Annotated in this window: 27 protein-coding genes and 2 tRNA genes; 9 read left to right on the top strand and 20 right to left on the bottom strand. The window is 61.7% G+C overall.

Features of this window, described 5'->3' with window-relative positions; all coding sequences use genetic code 11:
* Positions 1–3: 3 nt before the first annotated feature.
* Genes LJF34_RS11850 through LJF34_RS11935 form a run of 18 tightly spaced genes read right to left on the bottom strand, consistent with a single transcriptional unit; the run spans position 4 to position 9,552 of the window.
* On the bottom strand, positions 4–576 hold the full coding sequence (locus tag LJF34_RS11850) for a 50S ribosomal protein L6 (protein ID WP_231185222.1): 573 nt from the start codon (positions 574–576) through the stop codon (positions 4–6).
* A gap of 4 nt (positions 577–580) precedes the next feature.
* Positions 581–973: a 30S ribosomal protein S8 gene (locus LJF34_RS11855; protein WP_231185223.1), complete on the bottom strand. Its 393-nt coding sequence runs from the start codon at positions 971–973 to the stop codon at positions 581–583.
* Between the two features lie 2 nt (positions 974–975).
* Positions 976–1,152 carry a 30S ribosomal protein S14 gene (locus tag LJF34_RS11860; protein ID WP_007983484.1) on the bottom strand — a complete coding sequence of 59 codons (177 nt, stop codon included), beginning with the start codon at positions 1,150–1,152 and terminating at the stop codon, positions 976–978.
* The gene (locus LJF34_RS11865; protein ID WP_231185224.1) at positions 1,149–1,667 is read right to left on the bottom strand and encodes a 50S ribosomal protein L5; all 519 of its coding nucleotides are present in this window, start codon (positions 1,665–1,667) and stop codon (positions 1,149–1,151) included. The genes LJF34_RS11860 and LJF34_RS11865 overlap by 4 nt, the downstream gene beginning before the upstream one ends.
* Positions 1,664–2,368: a 30S ribosomal protein S4e gene (locus LJF34_RS11870; protein WP_231185225.1), complete on the bottom strand. Its 705-nt coding sequence runs from the start codon at positions 2,366–2,368 to the stop codon at positions 1,664–1,666. The genes LJF34_RS11865 and LJF34_RS11870 overlap by 4 nt, the downstream gene beginning before the upstream one ends.
* On the bottom strand, positions 2,365–2,721 hold the full coding sequence (gene rplX / locus LJF34_RS11875) for a 50S ribosomal protein L24 (RefSeq protein WP_231185226.1): 357 nt from the start codon (positions 2,719–2,721) through the stop codon (positions 2,365–2,367). The genes LJF34_RS11870 and rplX overlap by 4 nt, the downstream gene beginning before the upstream one ends.
* Positions 2,718–3,116, bottom strand: coding sequence for a 50S ribosomal protein L14 (locus LJF34_RS11880; RefSeq protein ID WP_231185227.1), 399 nt, complete (start codon positions 3,114–3,116; stop codon positions 2,718–2,720). Before LJF34_RS11880 ends, rplX begins: the two co-directional genes overlap by 4 nt.
* On the bottom strand, positions 3,116–3,454 hold the full coding sequence (locus tag LJF34_RS11885; RefSeq protein ID WP_231185228.1) for a 30S ribosomal protein S17: 339 nt from the start codon (positions 3,452–3,454) through the stop codon (positions 3,116–3,118). The genes LJF34_RS11880 and LJF34_RS11885 overlap by 1 nt, the downstream gene beginning before the upstream one ends.
* The gene (locus tag LJF34_RS11890; protein ID WP_231185229.1) at positions 3,445–3,873 is read right to left on the bottom strand and encodes a ribonuclease P protein component 1; all 429 of its coding nucleotides are present in this window, start codon (positions 3,871–3,873) and stop codon (positions 3,445–3,447) included. The genes LJF34_RS11885 and LJF34_RS11890 overlap by 10 nt, the downstream gene beginning before the upstream one ends.
* 1 nt (position 3,874) lies before the next feature.
* Complete coding sequence (gene rpmC, locus LJF34_RS11895) at positions 3,875–4,081, bottom strand: 50S ribosomal protein L29 (protein WP_231185230.1); 207 nt, start codon at positions 4,079–4,081, stop codon at positions 3,875–3,877.
* Positions 4,081–5,079 carry a 30S ribosomal protein S3 gene (locus LJF34_RS11900; RefSeq protein ID WP_231185231.1) on the bottom strand — a complete coding sequence of 333 codons (999 nt, stop codon included), beginning with the start codon at positions 5,077–5,079 and terminating at the stop codon, positions 4,081–4,083. Before LJF34_RS11900 ends, rpmC begins: the two co-directional genes overlap by 1 nt.
* On the bottom strand, positions 5,079–5,540 hold the full coding sequence (locus tag LJF34_RS11905; RefSeq protein ID WP_231185232.1) for a 50S ribosomal protein L22: 462 nt from the start codon (positions 5,538–5,540) through the stop codon (positions 5,079–5,081). Before LJF34_RS11905 ends, LJF34_RS11900 begins: the two co-directional genes overlap by 1 nt.
* A gap of 3 nt (positions 5,541–5,543) precedes the next feature.
* Complete coding sequence (locus LJF34_RS11910) at positions 5,544–5,969, bottom strand: 30S ribosomal protein S19 (protein ID WP_231185233.1); 426 nt, start codon at positions 5,967–5,969, stop codon at positions 5,544–5,546.
* Positions 5,966–6,688 carry a 50S ribosomal protein L2 gene (locus tag LJF34_RS11915; protein ID WP_231185234.1) on the bottom strand — a complete coding sequence of 241 codons (723 nt, stop codon included), beginning with the start codon at positions 6,686–6,688 and terminating at the stop codon, positions 5,966–5,968. The genes LJF34_RS11910 and LJF34_RS11915 overlap by 4 nt, the downstream gene beginning before the upstream one ends.
* 2 nt (positions 6,689–6,690) lie before the next feature.
* Positions 6,691–6,942, bottom strand: a complete 252-nt coding sequence (locus LJF34_RS11920) for a 50S ribosomal protein L23 (protein WP_231185235.1) — start codon at positions 6,940–6,942, stop codon at positions 6,691–6,693.
* A complete protein-coding gene (gene rpl4p, locus LJF34_RS11925; protein ID WP_231185236.1) occupies positions 6,939–7,685 on the bottom strand; it encodes a 50S ribosomal protein L4 in 747 nt (248 codons plus the stop codon). Before rpl4p ends, LJF34_RS11920 begins: the two co-directional genes overlap by 4 nt.
* 3 nt (positions 7,686–7,688) lie before the next feature.
* Entirely contained in the window at positions 7,689–8,705 is a 1,017-nt protein-coding gene (locus tag LJF34_RS11930) for a 50S ribosomal protein L3 (protein ID WP_231185237.1), read from the bottom strand.
* A 4-nt stretch (positions 8,706–8,709) separates the two neighbouring features.
* On the bottom strand, positions 8,710–9,552 hold the full coding sequence (locus LJF34_RS11935) for an RNA methyltransferase (RefSeq protein ID WP_231185238.1): 843 nt from the start codon (positions 9,550–9,552) through the stop codon (positions 8,710–8,712).
* A 213-nt stretch (positions 9,553–9,765) separates the two neighbouring features.
* Between LJF34_RS11935 and LJF34_RS11940 the strand changes: the two genes are divergently transcribed.
* The 9 genes from LJF34_RS11940 to LJF34_RS11980 all read left to right on the top strand — a co-directional run bounded on the left by LJF34_RS11940 (position 9,766) and on the right by LJF34_RS11980 (position 16,026).
* Positions 9,766–9,836 (top strand) — tRNA-Gly (locus tag LJF34_RS11940).
* Positions 9,837–10,841: 1,005 nt separating this feature from the next.
* Positions 10,842–10,912: transfer RNA gene (locus tag LJF34_RS11945), tRNA-Gly, on the top strand.
* Positions 10,913–11,121: 209 nt separating this feature from the next.
* The gene (locus tag LJF34_RS11950; protein WP_231185239.1) at positions 11,122–11,571 is read left to right on the top strand and encodes a pyridoxamine 5'-phosphate oxidase family protein; all 450 of its coding nucleotides are present in this window, start codon (positions 11,122–11,124) and stop codon (positions 11,569–11,571) included.
* A 74-nt stretch (positions 11,572–11,645) separates the two neighbouring features.
* Positions 11,646–12,278, top strand: a complete 633-nt coding sequence (gene dps / locus LJF34_RS11955; protein WP_231185240.1) for a DNA starvation/stationary phase protection protein Dps — start codon at positions 11,646–11,648, stop codon at positions 12,276–12,278.
* Between the two features lie 88 nt (positions 12,279–12,366).
* Entirely contained in the window at positions 12,367–12,678 is a 312-nt protein-coding gene (locus LJF34_RS11960) for an MTH1187 family thiamine-binding protein (RefSeq protein WP_231185241.1), read from the top strand.
* Between the two features lie 50 nt (positions 12,679–12,728).
* Positions 12,729–13,661: a methenyltetrahydromethanopterin cyclohydrolase gene (gene mch / locus LJF34_RS11965; protein WP_231185242.1), complete on the top strand. Its 933-nt coding sequence runs from the start codon at positions 12,729–12,731 to the stop codon at positions 13,659–13,661.
* Positions 13,658–14,143 (top strand): hypothetical protein, encoded by a 486-nt coding sequence (locus tag LJF34_RS11970; protein WP_231185243.1) that lies wholly within the window; start codon positions 13,658–13,660, stop codon positions 14,141–14,143. Before mch ends, LJF34_RS11970 begins: the two co-directional genes overlap by 4 nt.
* 333 nt (positions 14,144–14,476) lie before the next feature.
* Positions 14,477–15,256, top strand: coding sequence for an NAD(P)-binding protein (locus tag LJF34_RS11975; protein ID WP_231185244.1), 780 nt, complete (start codon positions 14,477–14,479; stop codon positions 15,254–15,256).
* A gap of 92 nt (positions 15,257–15,348) precedes the next feature.
* Positions 15,349–16,026: an HAD-IA family hydrolase gene (locus LJF34_RS11980; RefSeq protein WP_231185245.1), complete on the top strand. Its 678-nt coding sequence runs from the start codon at positions 15,349–15,351 to the stop codon at positions 16,024–16,026.
* A 221-nt stretch (positions 16,027–16,247) separates the two neighbouring features.
* Here LJF34_RS11980 and LJF34_RS11985 read toward each other — a convergent pair whose 3' ends face one another.
* A complete protein-coding gene (locus tag LJF34_RS11985) occupies positions 16,248–16,805 on the bottom strand; it encodes a dihydrofolate reductase family protein (RefSeq protein WP_231185246.1) in 558 nt (185 codons plus the stop codon).
* 102 nt (positions 16,806–16,907) lie between these two features.
* Positions 16,908–18,554 (bottom strand): GTPBP1 family GTP-binding protein, encoded by a 1,647-nt coding sequence (locus LJF34_RS11990; RefSeq protein ID WP_231185247.1) that lies wholly within the window; start codon positions 18,552–18,554, stop codon positions 16,908–16,910.
* Between the last annotated feature and the right edge of the window lie 72 nt (positions 18,555–18,626).

Here is an 18,626-nt window from a genome sequence, read left to right on the forward strand (position 1 = left end):
CTATCAGGCACCTCCCGTGGACGGCTTCTCCGTAATGTAGACGCCGTCCTGGAACACGCGCGTGTCTTTACCCGACACGCGGGTGAGTTGTTCGATGTCTGCTGCGGTTTGGCCGACATCCTCGATACTCGGGCCGCGCAGGGACAGTTCCTCGTCGCTTACCTCGACGACGGTGTCCCCGTGGACGCCCGTTCGTCGCGGTGCTTTCTCTCCGAGGAAGTTCTCGATGACGACTTCGTCGCCTTCGGAACGCACCTGCATCGGGAAGTGAGAGTAGAAGACTTCCATCTTGTACTCCCACTCCTCGCTGACGCCGTGGACCATGTTTCGCACGTGGCTCTCGAACGTCCCCATCGTCGCCTTCGTCTTGGCGTCGGTGGCGTCGCTCTCGATGACCACTGCTTCGACGGTTTCACCGTCTTCGTCCGACTCGGTCGGAACGTCCTCGACGGTGACGCTGATGTCCGGGTACCAAAGCCGTCGCGTGACGGTTCCCTCTGGCCCTTCGACGGTCACGTCGAGGTGGTCCACGTCGGCGGACACCTCGTCCGGAATTTCGATTTCTACTCGTGGCATGATTCTAGTAGACGTATGCGATGACCTGGCCACCGATTCCCTTCTCGCGGGCCTCGTAGTGGCTCATGACGCCGTGGCTGGTCGTGACGACGAGCGCCCCGTAATCTCGGGCCGGGAGGAATCGCTTCTCCCACTTCTCGTAGTCGTCTTTGCCCACCGAATAGCGGGGCTTGACCGCGCCACAGTCATTGATAGCGCCTTTCAGTTCGATCTCGAATCGACCGGCTTTACCGTCATCGACGAAGTCGAATCCGTCGATGTACCCGTGGTCGTAGAAGACCTCGAGCACGCTGCCGATCTCGTTCGAGGCGGGCTGTACCGCGTGGGACAGATGACCGACACCCTCGGCGTTGTCCACGCCGGAGAGTGCGTTGCTGAGTGGGTCGTTTCCTGCCATAGTTATCGGTACTTCCTGAATCCCATGTCGCGTGCGATCTCGCGGAAGCACTGGCGACACAGGTTGATGTCGTACTTTCCGACCAGTCCCTGCTTTCGACCACATCGTTGGCACGTTTCGAGTTGGCCAGTGCGCTTGGTCGAATGCTCGCCGGTCGAGTCGTTCTCACTTTCGCTCATTCATCCACCTCAACGTCGAAGTTGGCCTGCAGGAACGCGAGCGCGTCCTCGGCCGTCAGACGGTGGTTCGACGGAATCTTGCGGGTGACTTTGTCGCGCTTGGCGACGCGGTAGCCCGGTCGAACGAGGTTGACGGTGACGTCAAGCCCGTAGATTCCGACGTTCGGGTCGTACTCCTGACTCGGGAACTCGGTGTGCTCGTCGATACCGAAGCTGAAGTTACCCGTGTCGTCGAACTGGTTCGACGAGAGGCTGACGAGCGGGAGCGCCGTTTCGAGGAACTCGTGTGCGTCCTCGCCACGGAGCGTCACCTTCGCACCGATGGGGTCGCCCTGACGGATGCCGAAGTCGGGGAGCGTGGATTTCGCCAACGTGCGGACGCTCCGTTGTTCCGTCACGTTTTCGAGGATCTCCTCGGCGTTGGCGAGTTCGCGACCACCTTCGCCGACGCCCATGTGGACGACGACCTTCTCCACTTTCGGCTCTCGCATTTCGTGGAATTCGGCTTCGCTCATTCGTCATCTCCTCCCGTGAAGTTCTCGTCGATGACGACGAGGTACTCCTCGACGGTTTCGAACGCGGTGTCGTCGCCCTCGACTGCGACCGTGTTCGAACCGCTGCCGGGCGTCACCGTGATTTCGGTGACTTCGCCGATTTCGCCGGCGTGCTGCCCGCGAACGGCGGTGACGAGACAGCCCTCTTCGTACGGGAAGTGGGCGAGGATGTCCTTGTCCTCGTTTCCGACGACGATGGAGTCCTTCGTGTTGTAGTCCGAATCGGACTCGACACGGAGGTTGCTCCCGTCGTGGAGGTTGAGTTGCGTTTCGCCACCGGGGACGTTCGTCTTGTCCTCGATTTTCGCCAGTCGGCCGTCCGCCGCATCCTCGTCGATGGGGGTCAGCGCGAGGCGACCGCCCTCGTCGGGGAAGACGCGGTAGAACTCCTCGCGTTCGGTGAACGCGATGATGTCGAACATACCGATGGGTCGCTGTTCGTCACTCACTGATTGTCCGTTCACGAGAACCGCATCCTGATCGAGCGCGTAGCGGGCTTCCTTCTTCGAGGCAGCATAGCCCAGTACGTCCCGCATCAGGATGAGGAGCGGAACACCGTCACGACCGTGTGGGCCGGCGCCGGCCTTCACGGTGAACGTGGCGGTCTTTCGCTCGACCGGCCATGATTTCGGAACGGAGAGTCGTTTCTGATGGTTGCTCATTCGGAATCACCTTCCAGACGCGCCTCGCGGCGGTCATCTGATAGGTCGAGGTCGGTCACGCGAACGTTGCTCGCTTCGAGCGGTCGCGGGACGTCCTCACCGTCGGCCTTTTCGAGGGTAACGTCCTCGACGAAGACGACTGCCTTCTTCAGGTCGACTGAGATGACTTCGCCTTCTTCGCCGGCGAAATCGCCGCGCATGACTTCGACCGTGTCGCCCGCGTTGACGCGGACGCTACGCCGGTCGAACTCCTCGCGGAGGTCGTCCGACAACGTCGCTTTGACCTGCTTGTGCCGCTCGTGGAGCGGTGCGCGTTCGGTCTGGTTTCGCTGTTTGCGTGGTTGTCGAGTCATACTATCATCGTAGCTGTGCTTGCGATACTTCCGAACCGCTCTGCGACTTCCTGCGCGATGGGACCCTTGATTTCGGTCCCTCGCGGCTCTTCCACGTCGTCGATGACGACGGCCGCGTTGTCTTCGAATTTGACACGCGTGCCGTCGGGGCGACGGATGGATTTGCGCTGTCGAACGATGACAGCTTCGAGCACCTGACGGCGCATCTCCGGCGTCCCTTTCGTGACGGACACGGTGATCTTGTCACCGATGCCCGCCTTGGGATGGCGGCTCTTCGTGCCGTGGTAGCCGGAAACGCTGATGACCTTCAGTTGTCGTGCGCCGGTGTTGTCGGCGCAGTTGAGCAGGGAGCCTTTCTCGACGCCCTGGGTCACGTCGGCCTTCAGTGCTTCCATCAGTCGTCACCCTCCTCGGCATCTGCCAAGTTCTCGACGACGACGTGTGATTTCGTCTTCGAGAGCGGTCGGGTTTCTGCGATACGAACCGTGTCGCCGACTTCGAGCGACATGCATTCCGGCGCGTGGGCCGGAACGCGGGAGCGACGTTTCATCTGCCGATCGTATTTCGGCACTGTAACGTCGTACTCCCGCTCGACGACAACGGTTTTGTCCATGTCAGTGGAGGCGACTTCCCCCTCGATTATCTGACCGCGCACGGAAAGCGATCCGTGAAACGGGCAGTCCTCGTGGGAGCAGGTCCCCTCCGGTTCTGATACATTCAATCCTAACGCCATTTCGAGTTACCTCCAGTTTCGGTACGCAATGCGGGTCGTGAGAGCAAATTCGTGCCATCCACCGTAACGTAGGCTCCGCCCTCGCAGTTCCGGGGTTGCTCCCCGGAGTTCACCGAGCGTCGCTCGGCGGCTGAGCCAGACTGACCGGAGTTCCCTCCGGCAGTTTCCGACCCCCGTTTGGACGGAGTCCCCGTTCCTTCGCAGGAAACGGCGGCTTCATTTGTGAGTTCGAATTCGAACGTCGTGCCCTGCTTTGGTACCTGCCACGACCGAGACGCGGACTCGACGGTAAGCGTGCGCATCGTCTCGGCAACGACTCGCCCTTCGATGGCTTCGAGGGACGGATTCGCCGCCGAAACGACCCGTACGTACAGGCCGACGAGTTCGTGTTTCGTGAGCGTCTCGGGTGTCAGTGGCATCTTATTCGAGGTCGCCTTCTTCTTGCTGAATCGTCTTGATTCGAGCGATAGTTCGACGGAGTTCCTTGATGCGACCGGGGTTCTCCGGCGCACCACCCGCGGCTTTGACGGCCTTCGAGTTGAGCAGTTCCGTCTCGAGGTCTTCGAGTTCGGTCTCCCGCTCTGCGGGCGTCATGTCACGGATTTCCGAGGTGTGGAGGATGGCCATTATTCCTCAGCCTCCTCTTCTGCCTGTTCCGCCTCTTCGTCTTCGTCTTCGTCCGACTCCTCCTCGCCCTCTCGCGGGCTTTGTCCGCTCGAACTTTCCGAGGAGCCCTGCTCCTCGCCTTCCATCTCTTCGAGGAGTTCCTCCGCTTCCGCCTCGACGTCCTCTTCGAGTTCGTCGAGTTCTTCCTCGACGGACTCGGTTTCGGATTCGTCGGCGTCGGCTTCGGACTCGTCCTCGATGACTTCCTCGACGACCTCTTCGTCGACGTCGGCATCGCCGGGTTCCGGCGATTCTTCGGTCTCGTCGGCGCGGAGGTCTTCGAGTTCGTCCTCGCTCGGTTCCTCGATGAGGTCGGCGGCCTCGTTGGCCTCGACGGCATCGGGAACGAGTTCTTCGGGGTTCGCGCCCTCCTCGATCTGGAAGTCGTCCGGCAGGTCCGCTCCCGGCGGGATGATCTTCACGTCGACACCGATGGTGCCGAGTTTCATCACCGCGACGCCCTGACCGTGGTCGACGATGGTCTGGGCGGGTTCGCCGTTGTGCTTGATGTAGCCGCGGTTGAACTTCTCAACGCGCGAGCGCGCACCCGTGACCTTCCCGGACAGGACGATTTCGGCGCCGAGTGCGCCGGAGTCCATGATGCGGTCGATGGTCGTGTGACCCGCCTTCCGGAAGTACCATCCGCGTTCGAGCGCGTTGGCAAGCCGGTCGGCGACGATGCGAGCGTTCAGGTCCGGTTCGTCGACCTCTTGAACGTCGATCTGCGGGTCGTCGAGGTTGAACCGCTCACCGAGTTCTCGGGTGATCTTCCGGATGTTCTTTCCGCCCTTTCCGATGACCATACCGGGCTTTTCGGCCATGAGGACGATCTGGGTCCCCATCGGCGTCTTGGCGACGTCCATGCCGCCGTAGCCCGCTCGACCGAGTTCTTCCGCGAAGAACTCGTCTATCTGCGAGCGCTGAAGCCCGTCTTCGATGAACTGATGTTCGTCTGCCATTAGTTGTCGACCTCCTCAAGGATGAGTTCGACGTCGACCTCGGGCGTGTTCCACGCGGATGCGCGGCCGAACGCTCGGGGTTTTCGTCCCTGCACTTCGCCGACCTTGTGGGCGGCGACGTGCATGATTTCCATCGATTCGCCGTCGAACCCTTGGGCGTCCGCGTTCGCGGTGACGTTATCGAGGAGTTCGATAAACGCCTTGCTCGCCTTCTCGGGGTAGCGACCTGCGTCCCAGCCGTCGATGTCCGAACGGTGGCCGACGCCGCTGTTGTGCTGCTTAAACGGCACCGACCGCTCTTCGTTCACGACCTGCTGGAGGTACGCTTTCGCGTCCCCGGCGGTTTTGCCCTTTATCGCTCGGGCAATCGCCTTACTGTGCTTGTGGCTCATGTGCCGATCTCGGAGCATCCCCTTGGCGGTGGTGTCCGGGTCGGCATCGACGCTGTAGCTGATTCCCATGGTTTATTTGAGTGGCACGAACTTCGAGGAGCGGGTCGCACCGATTCCCGCTTGTCCGTGTTCGACCGAGTTGCGGGTCAGCTGGAACTCACCGAGGTAGTGTCCCAACATCTCCGGCTCGATTCGCACGCGCTCGAAGTCGCTGCCGTTGTAGACGGCGAACGTCTTGTCGATGAACGACGGGAGCACGGGCATGTCGCGCAGGTGCGTCCGAATCGGGCTGTTCGCCGATTCTTGCTCGGTCTTCTCCTGGGCTTTGTCGAGCAGTTTCTCCTGCTCGACGGTCAACCCGCGAAGGATGCTTCGCCGCATTCGTGCGGGCAGCAGTTCCGCGACTTCCTCAAGACTCATGTCCTGCAGTTCGTCGAGATCGTAGCCGCGATAGGTGAACTCACCCTCGCGTCCTGTTCGATAATCGCTTCCGCTCATTTGTTACCTCCGCGTCCGGTTCGCTTGGACGCGATGTCTCCGACCTTTCGTCCCGGCGGAGCGTCCCGGGAGACGCTCTTCGGGCGTCCGGGGTGCTGGCGGCCACCGCCACCGAACGGGTGGTCCACGGCGTTCATCGCCACACCACGCACGTTCGGCCACTTGGTGCCGCGCGCCTTCATTTTGTGATACTTGTTACCGGCCTTGACCATCGGTTTCTCCGTCCGTCCGCCACCGGCGACGACGCCGATGGTGGCACGGCACTGGGGCGAGAGTCGTCGGACTTCGCCGCTCGGGAGTTCCACGATGGCGGCCTCTCGGTCGTGCGTGATGAGGTTCGCACCGACGCCGGATGCGCGGGCGAACTTGCCGCCGTCTCCGGGCTGGCGCTCGACGTTGCACACCGGAACCCCTTCCGGGATCTCGGCGAGCGGGAGCGTGTTGCCCGGCTTGATTTCGGCGGAAACGCCGACCTGAATCTCCTCTCCGACGCCGACGCCTTCGGGTGCGAGGACGAGTCGCTGGTCGCCGTCCTCGAACTCGATGGCCGCGACGGGGGCACTGCGGGCGGGGTCGTGTTCGATACCCACGACCGTCCCGGTGACCAAGTCGCTGTCTTCGGCGTTCTTGTGGCTCAGTTCTGCTTTGTATCGGTGCGACGGAGCACGGAAAGTCGGTCCTCCGCGTCCACGTCGCTGTCCCTGAATCCTTCGTCCCATTATCAGAACACCCCGATTCGGGAGGCGACGTCCTGTGCGTCGTCGTCGTCCGACAACGAGACGGTCGCCTTCTTTTTACCGTTCATCGTGACTTGGGTGTTGATCTTCTCGATGGTGACATCGTAGCGGTCCTCGATCTCGTCGCGGATCTCCGGCTTCGTCGCGTCGAGCGAGACGATGAACTGGAGCTTGTTGTCGAAGTCCATCTCGTTCATCGCCTTCTCCGTAACCCACGGATATTCCACTATACTCATCGGTCCGCCACCTCTTCGAGTGCGCTTTCGGTCCAGACGGTCAGTCGTCCTGCCTGCGTCCCGGGCGCGAGGTCTTCTGCGTTGACCTCACGCGCCGTCGCGACGTCGGCACCGGCGAGGTTTCGCGCTGCGCGCGATGGTTCCTCGCTGGTGACGAACAGGATCGATTTGGGCGTCTTGTACTTGCGGCCACGGGTCTTCCCGCGTCCGGCACGGATCTTCTTGTTGTCCTCCGCGCGTGCGATGTCGGCGTCGATGCCGACCGCTTCGAGGAAGGAGACGACCTCTTGGGTCTTCACGAGGTCTTCGAAGTCGTCGCTCACGACGAGGGGGAGTTCCGTGTCCTCGTCGAAGTCGTGTCCGCGCTCCGCGACGCGTTCCGCGTCCGTGGTCGCCGCGATGGCGCTCCGGACCGCGAGTTTTCGCTCCTTCTTGTTGATCGAGAGGGAGCGGTCTTTCTCCGCTTTCGGCGGGTGTGCGACACGGCCGCCCACGGTGAACGGAACGCGAGCACCCCGTCCGTTGGTTCGCGGGACGTGGGCCATACCGCGGCCACTGCCCGGCGACTCGGCGGAGGTACGCATCCCGGCGTGGGGGTCGGTACCGTAGTCCTGTTTCCGGTTTGCCTGTGCGGCGAGCACGGCACGCTTGATGAGGTCGGTGCGGACGGTCGTGTCGAACACGTCCGGCAGGTCGACCGTATCTGCGTCCTCGCCGTTCAGGTCACGTACTGTTGCCTGCATGGATTATCCCTGGTTGGACTCCGTACTTACGTAGCGCACCTCGGGGTCGAGGCGCGGTTGGTCGGTCGGTCGAACGGCAGGGCGGAAGCGCACGAGGCGCTTGTTCGGGCCCGGCACCGAACCCTTGATGAGCGCGTACGGACCATCGACCTCGCCGTAGTTGACGAAGCCACCGTCGACGGAGGCCTCGTCGTCGTCGCCGAGGTCGATGAGACGCTTGTTGAGTTCGGTACGCTGGTGGTACCCCATCTGACCCAACTGCGGAACCGTCGAGCGAACGCGCGACGGATTCCACGGGCCGAGGTTACCGATGCGGCGTCTCCAGCCTTGGCGGGCGTGTTTGCCCTTCCGCTTCTGGACGCCCCATCGCTTGACGGGACCCTGCGTTCCTTTTCCTTTCGTGACGCCGCTGGTGTCGAGGTACTCGCCTGCGCGGAACACGTCAGTGATGTCGTGTTCCCCGCCGTCTTCGAGTAGCTCGAGGGCGAAGTCGGCGCGGTCCTCGAGGGAGCCGCCGCCGATTCGCGTTTCCATGACGTCCGGTCGTTTCTTCGGTACGTTCTTGAGGTCGCTGGGGACGGTGTGGGTGATGACCCGGAGGTCTGCCACGTCGCCCGCCTCGATGGCCGCGCGGAGGTCTTCCTCCGCGCCGTCGGCGTCGTGGTTCTCCGGAACGTTGAGCGTGCGGCCGAGTTCGTCGTGGAACTCCGAACCCCACACTTCCGTCAGTGGTTTCTTCCCGTACGGCGTGTCTTCGTAGGCTCGAAGAGCGACGGCCCGCATCGGGGGCGTTTCGACGATGGTGACCGGTACGGTCTCCTCCATCCCTTCGCGGGGGGAGTTTGCCTCGTCGTTGACCATCACCACGTGGGTCATTCCTGCCTTGTAACCCGCGAATCCCTGCAGCGACGGCTGACCGTCACTGTCGGGCCACGAGTTGAAGCGCGGAACTTCGCTCGTCGCGCGCTTTCGGGGGCCGAAGCCCAGCGAACCTTTGCGTGGTCTGCTTGTTTCTGGCATCGTATCACTCGATGTTGAGGGTAAGGCTCGCGAGGGAGGCGAACATCGCTTCTTCAGTTCGTATGACCTCGCTGCCTTGATTCGGAACCGTATTCAGCCAGAGGTCGAACCGGGCTGGTACGCCGGATTCGACCGCGGAGATACCTTCGGGGGACACCCCGAATATCTCCGGCAGTCCTCGACCTGGCGAGCCGAACGCGACTGTCATTCCGTCGCGTTCGGTTCGCGTGACGACTTCGCCGAGTCGTTCGACGGAGAGCGGTTCTCCGTGACGCGACGTGGCGATCGTAACGCCAGCATCGTCGCGGTCGAGGGCCGCCGAGAGGTCCATGCGCATCACTGTGAGCCCCGGGATGGGGTCGTCCACGAGCTTCGCACGGACCGGTCTTCTCGAAGAGATCCTGACGGTAACGCGTTCCCCCTCGTCGACCGTCATTTGCGACGGAACGACGAGTGAGATCGGGTGTTGCAGTCCGCAATTGACCCGAACGCGCCCTTCAGGTCCGACCTCGGTCACGATTCCCTGTCTTAACGACCCCGAACTCTGTGATTCGAGGCCGGTCTGCGATGATGCGCGGAGCGGCGGTAGGATGCCCGCATACTCCAATTCGTCCCGCCTCCCGAATGCCTCCTTTCGAAGGTAGGGCGGTGTGGCGGCGTACTTCAGTATGGTTTCGACGAATCCAGCGCCCCACTTCCGTTCGCCTTCCCCGTCGGGGAAGACGACCAAGCGGTCCGCCCGGAACACGGTCGCCGCGCGGGCGACGTAGCCGATTTTGCGAGTTGCCTCGCGTTTGTCTTCGGCTTCCCGGACGAGGGACGATGGGACGAGTATGCTGACGGTCATACCGTTACGCTTCGACGCCTCATCACTAGACTGTAGCGAAGTTTTCGTACTGACGGTTAAAAGAGTGCCGCTTCGGATTTAGGCGCGTGACGTATTCACACGCCCCAAATCATCGAAATCAAGAGGAATTTGAGAGTGAGTTTCACACGTGCAGCACACCAACTCGCAAGTCTTATACAGTAGTCGGGAATACGAAAAGGTGCAAGCAACCCTGCGCTGGTAGTGTAGTGGTATCACGTGACCTTGCCATGGTCACAACCTGGGTTCAAATCCCAGCCAGCGCACTTCTATCGCGAGCAACTCGGCGAGCACCGCCTAGCGTGTGCTCGCCCAAACGCGAGCGATGAAATCGCAACTAGTGATTTGAATCCTGCAAGTCGCATGCCCGGAAGCGCAACGACCGGAGAGTGAGCATCCCGGAACGTCTTGCTCTGGTTCACAATCCCAGCAACCATACTCCTGCCGAATTTACAATCGCTACTGTACGCGAAAGAATTTCGAGACCGGGTTACTCACTACGGAGTTTACGCACGCTCTCGACGAAACCTCCGACGGTCAACAGAAGTAGCACGGTTGCCAACACCCAGCCGACTAACCCAAGGCCACGCGCTTCGAGCGCTGGCAGCAACCACAATACCGTAGCTATCAGTGCGAACGCAATAATTCCATTCCCGGCCCGGACGGTCCACCAGTATGCATCCGTTGTGTGTTTGAGCATGGCTGAAGGATCGTCCCCGCGTAGACCACCGAACAAGGTGGTTCGGGGCTATCGCCCCGTTCTACGCTTCTACCATATTCCAGCGAGCTTCAGGACGAACGCTGCGATGGCAGCGAGTTGAGCGAGGAGTTTCGCCCATCCCTGAATTTCGTTGGGGGGACTTGGTGGAGTCATTCCGACTCCACCTAATACTATACACTATATTCTATTAAAACATATCATTGTGTTGTCTGGAAAGCGGGCGATACATTTTCAAACGTTGCCCGCGAAAAGCGAAACGGACTTGGTGGAGTCAATCGGGGAGGCTTCCCCGGTTTACCCATCACTCAACATCCTCAGAGAGGTTTCTCGGTTGGGCTGCTAACCCGTATGAGCAAGACTTCTATAACCGCTCTCTTGTCACCGGAGAGACGTACGACACCGCTTGTGTTGCCCACGTCTGAGTACGATTACCGCAACCTACCGCGTCGAAATCATGTCGCCTCGAAACCACCCTGTCACCTCGCTTGCGTAATGCATTTATACCCACGCGTGGCAAGATGGTAATGTCGCAACAAGCGACGAACGAAACGCGCTGGTAGTGTAGTGGTATCACGTGACCTTGCCATGGTCACAACCTGGGTTCAAATCCCAGCCAGCGCATTTTTCGAACTCACGACGGCGAGCACCGCGAGTCGTCGGTGAGAAAGATGTGCACTGGATTCGAATGAGACCAGACGCAGGCCTGTGAACGAACGCTAGTGAGTGAGCAGGGCCGTCTGGGCGTAGTTCACAATCCCAGCCAGCGCACTTCTCCCGTTCACGCATTGGACCCGCCAACAATTTTCTACCAGTGAGTAGTACCCACACCCATGCAGGGGCTTCGGTGGGTGCAGATGACGGACGAAGAGCTGAACGACTTCCTCGGAATCGGCGGAACCGGTGTCGTCTCGTTTTCGACGCCCGACTCGGACCCGCCGTTCACGTTACCGATATCGTACGGCTACTACGCCGAGACGGGTGATTTCTACTTCCGGTTCTCGTTTCCCCCGAACAGCGAAAAGGAGGCGTTGCTCGACGACCCGATTTCGTTCGTCACGTACGAGAAGACGGACGGGGGATATCGGAGCGTCGTCGCGAGCGGGTATCTGGAGGAGGTGGCCGACCTGCCGTACGATTCGGCCGTCGCCCAGCGCATGTGGGAGGTGGATATTCCGCTGGTGGACATCTTCGAACGACCGCCCGAGGACGTGACGTTTCGTCACTTCCATCTCGACCCGGACGATTTGACTGGACGCAAGGAAGTGAGCTCGAAGGAGTGACAGTACAAACGTCACAAAACTGCCCACAATACTCTTGCCCGAATCCGTCCTTCTGAGTATCGAGGTGGGGGAGAATGAGTGACACACAAGACGAACGGCCAGCGCGGATGTTCTTCACACAAAACGACATCGCGGACGACGAGCGACGGGCGCTCGTGGAACTGCTGAATCAGACGCTCGCGGACACGACGGACCTGCTGACGCAGACGAAGTACGCCCACTGGAACGTGAAGGGACAGAACTTCTACCAACTCCACCTGCTGTTCGACGAGTTGGCGGACGAACTGTTCGAACACGGCGACGATATCGCGGAGCGGGCGACCGCACTCGGCGGCGAGGCGCGGGGAACGGTTCGGATGGCGGCGACGAACTCGCGGATCCCCGAGATACGGACGAACGCCGTGACCGGTTTGGAGTACGTCGAAGCGCTGGCAAACAACCTCGCGCTTCACGCCGCGAACCTCCGGGGTGGCATCGATGCCGCGATTTCACATGGGGATCAGGATACCGCCGACCTGCTGACCGAACTCTCGCGCGAGGTGGACAAATACCTCTGGTTCCTCGAAGCGCACCTCCAGCGGGAGCCGATACAGTCGACCAACGGGCGGAGGGAACCGGAAGCACCGCCGCAAAACCAAAATCAAAATCCGGAAGCACCGCAACCGGAACCGCGGCGATACGAACAGGGACCGCAATCGACGCGATAGCGGTTCGGTCACGGGTTATTTTTCGCACGTCGTCCGAAGCTCCGGTGCAACCCACACGTTCAGGGAGATCGGGAACGAGGGGGAACGTATGACGGTAATCGCACTGCTGTCGGTCGCACCGGTCACGGAGGGAAGCATGGCGAGCGAAGTCGCGAAGGCGGTCGACGCGCTCGACGAGTTCGACGTGTCCTACGAGACGAATCCCATGGGAACCGTCATCGAAGCCGATTCGGCGGACGAACTGTTCGCGGCGGCACAAGCCGCCCACGAGGCCGTCGACGGCGACCGCGTGAGTACGGTCCTCAAGATCGACGACAAGCGAGCGCGTGACCAACGGGCGCGCGAAAAAGTCGACGCGGTCGAAGCCGAATTGGGGCGGGAAGCGAAACGGGAGCGCTGACGCGGCCGCGAACCCGGAACGGTTTACCGGATGACCACCAATCCCGAGACATGGAGAGTCTCAACCGGATGGCGCTCGAACTCGTGGACGAGACCATCGACTTCGCGGACGAACTGAACGTCGCCGCGTACGAACTGGACAACGAGGCGACCGTTCTCGACTTCGGCGTCGAAGCGACCGGCGGGATGGAGGCTGGACTGCTCCTCGCCGAACTCCAGACGGCCGGACTGGCGACAATACAGACGCGGATGGACGACGTCGCGGGCGCGCCGATACCGCACGTCGAACTCACGACGGACCACCCGGCGGTCGCCCTGCTCTGCTCGCAGAAGGCGGGATGGGAACTGACGGTGGAGGACTTCGAAGGACTCGGAAGCGGTCCCGCACGCGCGTTGGTCGCGGAGGAGGACGAGTACCGCCGCGTGGGTTACACGGACGCGTTCGACTTCGCCGTCCTCGCCGTCGAATCCGACACACTTCCGGCGGAGGACGTGGCGGAACACGTCGCCGACCTCGCGGAGGTAGAACCGAACTCGGTCTACCTGCCCACGTTCGCCACCGGGAGCATGGCGGGAAGCGTCACCGTCGCGTCCCGTGCCGCCGAACTCGCAGTCTTCCGCCTGACCGAACTCGGCTACGACCCGCTCGACGTCCGCTCGGCGATGGGGTCCGCGCCGGTCGCACCCATCAGCTACGACGAGGAGACGGCCATCGGCCGGACGAACGACGCGCTCGCGTACGGCGGAAAGGTCCACCTCACCGTGGACGAGGAGTTCGACCGCTTCGACGAACTGCCATCGACGGCGGGTGACGAGTACGGCACGACGTTCGAGACGTTCTTCGACGAGGAGGGGTGGGACTTCGAGGAGATTCCCGAGAGCGTCTTCGCCCCTGCGCAGGTGACGGTGAACGTGGTAAACGGACCGACGCACGTCCTCGGTGAGACGAACGACGACCTGCTGGCGGAGAGCTTCGACCTGTGAAGTTCAAACCCGTCCCGGAAGCGCCCGAGGACCTCGATTTCGTGAGCGACGTCCAGCGTGCGGTGCCGCTGGTCCCCGGCACGGAGGACGACTGCTGTGCGCGGTTGATGCGACGAATCGGCTTCCAAAGCCGGGACACCGCGCGGACGTGGCTCACGTTTCTGCGGGCGCTCGAATTGGCCGAGGAAACGGAAAGCGGGTTCGTTCGCCTGCGCCGTGACCCGGACGAGGAGAAACTCGCCGAAGCGTTCCGAACGCGCGTGTACGGCGTCTCAACTGTCCTTGGCGCGCTGCCGGAAGACGAACCGCTCGACAGCGACGCCGTCTTCGAGGAGTTCGGCGAGGAGATTCCGACGTGGGAACGCCACAAGGACCCGACGCGGGTGGAAGAAGTCTGGCGCGAACGCGTCGGCAATATGCTGGAGTGGGCGGTGCTGTTGGGTCTCGCGGAGCGGTCCGACGACGGCTATCGGCGTAAGTAGACGGGACGGGAAATCGACGCGAGAGCGGTTCCGCTCGAACGCACCCCAGTGCACCCCGCGTTTCGCGTCCCCCGTCGGGTGTGCACTCCTCATTATACAGTATAATCGGCGTTATAAAATACTGTTTTTGCAGTGAGTACCGTTATACGTGCCCGGTGTAGTCAAACAGTACGTGAATAACAATGCAAATAGGAAGGAATATGGATTAAAAGCAACGACTTGCACGATTTCTGTGAGTCGGATCCTCGATGCCATCGTGACACGATTCCGTCACGTGGGGGGAAGCGGGGAAGAATCGACGAACCAGTCGGAAAAAGACGATAGCACGGCACCATGAAACCCGCATCCATCCCCCTCGGTGCGTTCGTCCGCCGAACGTTGTTACGCCGACTGTTGCGGCCGGTGGCGGCGTTCGCGTTTCTCGTAGTGGCGGGTGTGGCGGGGTTCAGCACGGTTCACGGCGTCGGCGTCGTGGACGCGCTGTTTTGGCTGATAGACCCGACGAGTATCGAACTGCACTTCCAGACGCACGAAGGCCCCGCGACGCTCGTCAAATCTTACGCCATCGTCATCCTCTCCGGCCTCGTCGTCGTCGGACTCTGGATCGGCGAGACGTTCGTTTCGGCGGCGTTCGGTGGGCAGATACACGAGGAATTACGATACATGCAAACCCAACGCGAAATCGACAGCCTCGAAGACCACGTCATCATCTGCGGATACGGGACGTTTGGAAAGACCATCGCCGCCCGACTCGACGCGGACCGCGACGTGGTGGTGATAGAGACGAAGGAGACGGGATACCGGCGGGCCATCGACGACGGGTTTCTCGCGGTCAACGGCGATGCACGGCGCGAGAACGTTCTCGCCGATGCGGGCGTCGAGCGGGCGGAGACGGTTATCGGCGCGATAGACGACTCCAACGTCAACATCCAGATCATCATCGCCACGACCCAACTCGAACCGGGAGCGAAACTCATCGTCCGGGCCGGTGACGAGACGTACGAATCGCTCGCTCGGCAGGCCGGTGCCGACGAGGTGATAATCCCCGAAGTGGTGAGCGGAGAACAGGTATCGATGAGCCTCTCGCGTCGGGAGGAAAAACGGATCCCGTAACATCGACGTCCGCGAGGGATTCCGAGTCCAGACACGAGGCGAGACGAATGCGGCGTCCCCATTTTTACCGACCCGTCGCGTACGTATGGAGCGTGCCTATCGACACGCTGCTCTTCGACTTGGACGATACGCTGTTGGAGTACGAACAACGTTCGGAGGACGTACTCGCAACGTCGTTCGACCGCGTCGGAGTCGACCCGTTTTTCGACGTTCCGACGTACCACGCCCGTTACGACGAGTTTCTCGAAGCGGGACTGAGCGTGGACGAACAGCGAGCAGACTGTTTCGCGGCAATCGCGCGGGAAAACGGCCACGATGACGAGACGGGACGCCGGGTCGCGGCCGCGTTCGCGGATGTTCGAGACCACTCTCGGGTTCGGTATCTGCCGGATGCGTCGGAAACGCTCGACGCGCTGGCCGAGGAGCACGCAATCGGCATCGTTACGAACGGTGCCCCGGAGATGCAACGGACGAAGATGACCGCGCTCGGTATCGAACGGTACGCGGATACTGTCGTGTTTGCGGGCCACGATACGCCGGCAAAACCGAACTCCGACCCGTTCGAGCGTGCGCTCTCCGAACTCGATACCGTACCCGAACGAGCCCTGCACGTCGGAAACTCGCTCGACACCGATATCCCCGGCGCGAAAGCCGCGGGAATCGGCGCGGTGTGGGTTCCAGCGACCCCCGACGTGACGCCCGATCCGGTCCCCGATTTCGCGTTCGAGACGCTTCATCCGCTCGCGGAACGGCCGTGGCGGATGCCGTAGATACGGAGGGTGGCACGGCCCCGATTCGGGGGGTCCGACGGAATTCCAAACAATTTCTCGGCTCGCCCTGTAACGTGATATCGAGCGGTTTCTCGGCCATGTATCGACGGTTCCGTGACCGATCCGTTTTCATGGACCTCGACTCCTCGGACCGAGCGTCATCCTCTCCGGTTATCGGATTCCGAGAGAAGGCGGGACGCCTGACCAAGTAGCTCATCGAGTTACTGCACTTCGTAGGTCAAAACCGCAAAGATGTCACCGTATTGTTCTACGTTCGTCAGTCTCAACGGCGGGTCGGTAATCCTGCGCGGCAGTAGCGGTGCGCCCGAACCGAGCGTGACGGGTGCGACGGTGAGAATGATTTCGTCGAGGAGACCGTTCTCGTGGAACTGTCCGACGAGATCACCCCCGCCGACGAGCCAGACGTTCTTTCCGGCCGCCGCCTCCACCATTTCCGCATGGACGGGGGCAACATCCCCCTGCACGAAGTGAATATTTGCGCCGTCGATCTCCGGCAGTTCCCGACTACTAAACACCCAAGCCGGAACCTCATACGGCCACTGTTCCGGATTCTCCAGTAGATTTTCGTGTTCAATGAGCCACTCGTACGTCACCGAGCCCATCGCCAAGGACCCAACCTGTTCTATGAATTCCGGGTAGTCGTCCTTCGCACCCTCTATCTCATCGATCTCCCCGAACTGGAAGAGCCAGTCGAGTGACCCGTTCTCGTCGGCGAGATACCCGTCGATACTCGTCGATGTGTAGTATTGCGTCTTCATCCTTTCAACCTCCGTTTAAAAGCCGTTCTGACGTATGAAGGCTGCGCTACCGGTGTACCACGTGCTATCGTAAAAACTCCAGAAACTCGACTATGCGTTCGATCACTCGTTCGGATTCACGTTCGTCACGGTGCCGACGCCCTTGCTCTGTCCTTCACGGAAGACGAACCGCTGTCCCTCCTCGACGAGGTAAGGTCGGAACTTGAATCGGACCCGCGTCGTGCCCTTGTCGCCGGGAAGGAGGTGGCCTCCCTCGGGTTCGAAGACGGCGGTTTCGCTGACCGTTTCCAAGTGGACGACGGGTTCGTAGCCCGTTCCGATTCGGGTCGGATGGTTGAGCACCATCACTTCGGCTTCGAACTCGCGGACGGGGTCGGGGTCGGAATCCGGCGGGAGCAGGACCATCCCGCGTTCGATCTCCGGTTCCCGGACGCCCTTCAGCGCGATGCCGACGATTCGACCCGCCTTGGCCTCGTCCACGCGGTGATAGTGCATTTCGATGGAACGGACTTCGACGGTCCTGAACTGCCCGTCCGACATGGGACCGAGGAGCAGTTCGTCGCCCGTCTCGACTGACCCGGAGTTGATGGTTCCGCTGGCGACCGCGCCGACGCCGGTCACGCTGTAGCTTCGGTCGATGTACATCTTGAACTCGCCGCTGTCGGCCGTCGTCTTCGGCAGTCGCTCGAACATCGTATCGAGCGCGTCGAGTCCATCCATCGTGACCGCGCTGGTCAGCAGAATCGGGACGACGTTCTCGTCCACCTCCTCGATTGCGACGTCGACGCCGTGACGTTCGACGCGGAGCGGCACTTTGCCGACCTCTCGGAGCAGGTGTTCGACCTCGCGTTCGACCTCCGTGGCGCGCTCCTCGCTCACCGCGTCGGTCTTCGTGATGGCGACGATGGTCGGGAGTTCGGTCGCGAGCAGGATGCCGAGGTGCTCGCGCGTCGTCTTCGTCGGACCGTCGTCCGCCGCGACGGTCAGCAACCCGTAGTCGAGTTTTTGCCCGACGAGGCCGCGGATGGTGGTGCGAAGCCACGGTTCGTGGCCCACGGTGTCCACGAAGGAGACGAGGCGGTCGCTCTCCTCGACCACCCGCGCGCGGTCGGATTTGCGATGCGGGTTGTCCATGCGGACCGGTCCGTCCTCGTCGTCGAAGCCGTACACCGCGTAGGAGAGATCGGCGCTCAAACCGCGTTGGACTTCGTGCGGTTGCACGTCGAGATAGCCCCGAGTCCCGCCTTCGCCGTCGTCCGCCTGTCCGGTGACGAGACTGCCGACCAGCGTGCTTTTCCCGTGGTCGACGTGACCCGCCGTGCCGACGACGATGTGTTCGCTGTCGATGTCGAGGACGGCCCCTTCCCGAATCGTGGCGACGCCGACCAGTCCGCCGTTCCCGTTCCGCGTCGAGGCGCGGATGCTGGTTTCGTTCGCGTCGATACCCCACGTTTGCACGTCCTCGATATGTGCACCCGCCTCCTCGGCGAGCAGTGACAACACGTCCATCGATTCCGAAAACGCGTCCGGGTCGATACCCGCCAAGCCGCCGTCGTCGGTCACGCCGACGACGTACGTCGCCACGCCGTTACCGGAGAGGACACGGTGACGCAGTTGTGCGGCCAGACTTTCCATTCGCCCGTGGGCGAGGTGGATCTCCCTCGTGAGTCGTTCCTTGAACTCCACGCTGCCGCCCTCCTGCTCTCCTCGGTCGAGAGCGCGTTGTAAGGCGGCGCGGTCGGCGCTCATGGAGGCGAATTAGGGACCACAGGTCAAAAGGGTTGCCCGCGTTACAGGCTGGTTTACACGGCATCGGTACGA

The sequence above is a fragment of the Haladaptatus sp. DYF46 genome (assembly GCF_021083305.1).
Lineage (GTDB): Archaea > Halobacteriota > Halobacteria > Halobacteriales > Haladaptataceae > Haladaptatus.

Bases quoted from the DNA above. Each gene is read 5' to 3' on its own strand.
- LJF34_RS11850 (WP_231185222.1), bottom strand. From the start codon at position 576: ATGCCACGAGTAGAAATCGAAATTCCGGACGAGGTGTCCGCCGACGTG.
- LJF34_RS11855 (WP_231185223.1), bottom strand. From the start codon at position 973: ATGGCAGGAAACGACCCACTCAGCAACGCACTCTCCGGCGTGGACAAC.
- LJF34_RS11860 (WP_007983484.1), bottom strand. From the start codon at position 1,152: ATGAGCGAAAGTGAGAACGACTCGACCGGCGAGCATTCGACCAAGCGC.
- LJF34_RS11865 (WP_231185224.1), bottom strand. From the start codon at position 1,667: ATGAGCGAAGCCGAATTCCACGAAATGCGAGAGCCGAAAGTGGAGAAG.
- LJF34_RS11870 (WP_231185225.1), bottom strand. From the start codon at position 2,368: ATGAGCAACCATCAGAAACGACTCTCCGTTCCGAAATCATGGCCGGTC.
- rplX (WP_231185226.1), bottom strand. From the start codon at position 2,721: ATGACTCGACAACCACGCAAACAGCGAAACCAGACCGAACGCGCACCG.
- LJF34_RS11880 (WP_231185227.1), bottom strand. From the start codon at position 3,116: ATGGAAGCACTGAAGGCCGACGTGACCCAGGGCGTCGAGAAAGGCTCC.
- LJF34_RS11885 (WP_231185228.1), bottom strand. From the start codon at position 3,454: ATGGCGTTAGGATTGAATGTATCAGAACCGGAGGGGACCTGCTCCCAC.
- LJF34_RS11890 (WP_231185229.1), bottom strand. From the start codon at position 3,873: ATGCCACTGACACCCGAGACGCTCACGAAACACGAACTCGTCGGCCTG.
- rpmC (WP_231185230.1), bottom strand. From the start codon at position 4,081: ATGGCCATCCTCCACACCTCGGAAATCCGTGACATGACGCCCGCAGAG.
- LJF34_RS11900 (WP_231185231.1), bottom strand. From the start codon at position 5,079: ATGGCAGACGAACATCAGTTCATCGAAGACGGGCTTCAGCGCTCGCAG.
- LJF34_RS11905 (WP_231185232.1), bottom strand. From the start codon at position 5,540: ATGGGAATCAGCTACAGCGTCGATGCCGACCCGGACACCACCGCCAAG.
- LJF34_RS11910 (WP_231185233.1), bottom strand. From the start codon at position 5,969: ATGAGCGGAAGCGATTATCGAACAGGACGCGAGGGTGAGTTCACCTAT.
- LJF34_RS11915 (WP_231185234.1), bottom strand. From the start codon at position 6,688: ATGGGACGAAGGATTCAGGGACAGCGACGTGGACGCGGAGGACCGACT.
- LJF34_RS11920 (WP_231185235.1), bottom strand. From the start codon at position 6,942: ATGAGTATAGTGGAATATCCGTGGGTTACGGAGAAGGCGATGAACGAG.
- rpl4p (WP_231185236.1), bottom strand. From the start codon at position 7,685: ATGCAGGCAACAGTACGTGACCTGAACGGCGAGGACGCAGATACGGTC.
- LJF34_RS11930 (WP_231185237.1), bottom strand. From the start codon at position 8,705: ATGCCAGAAACAAGCAGACCACGCAAAGGTTCGCTGGGCTTCGGCCCC.
- LJF34_RS11935 (WP_231185238.1), bottom strand. From the start codon at position 9,552: ATGACCGTCAGCATACTCGTCCCATCGTCCCTCGTCCGGGAAGCCGAA.
- LJF34_RS11950 (WP_231185239.1), top strand. From the start codon at position 11,122: ATGCAGGGGCTTCGGTGGGTGCAGATGACGGACGAAGAGCTGAACGAC.
- dps (WP_231185240.1), top strand. From the start codon at position 11,646: ATGAGTGACACACAAGACGAACGGCCAGCGCGGATGTTCTTCACACAA.
- LJF34_RS11960 (WP_231185241.1), top strand. From the start codon at position 12,367: ATGACGGTAATCGCACTGCTGTCGGTCGCACCGGTCACGGAGGGAAGC.
- mch (WP_231185242.1), top strand. From the start codon at position 12,729: ATGGAGAGTCTCAACCGGATGGCGCTCGAACTCGTGGACGAGACCATC.
- LJF34_RS11975 (WP_231185244.1), top strand. From the start codon at position 14,477: ATGAAACCCGCATCCATCCCCCTCGGTGCGTTCGTCCGCCGAACGTTG.
- LJF34_RS11985 (WP_231185246.1), bottom strand. From the start codon at position 16,805: ATGAAGACGCAATACTACACATCGACGAGTATCGACGGGTATCTCGCC.
- LJF34_RS11990 (WP_231185247.1), bottom strand. From the start codon at position 18,554: ATGAGCGCCGACCGCGCCGCCTTACAACGCGCTCTCGACCGAGGAGAG.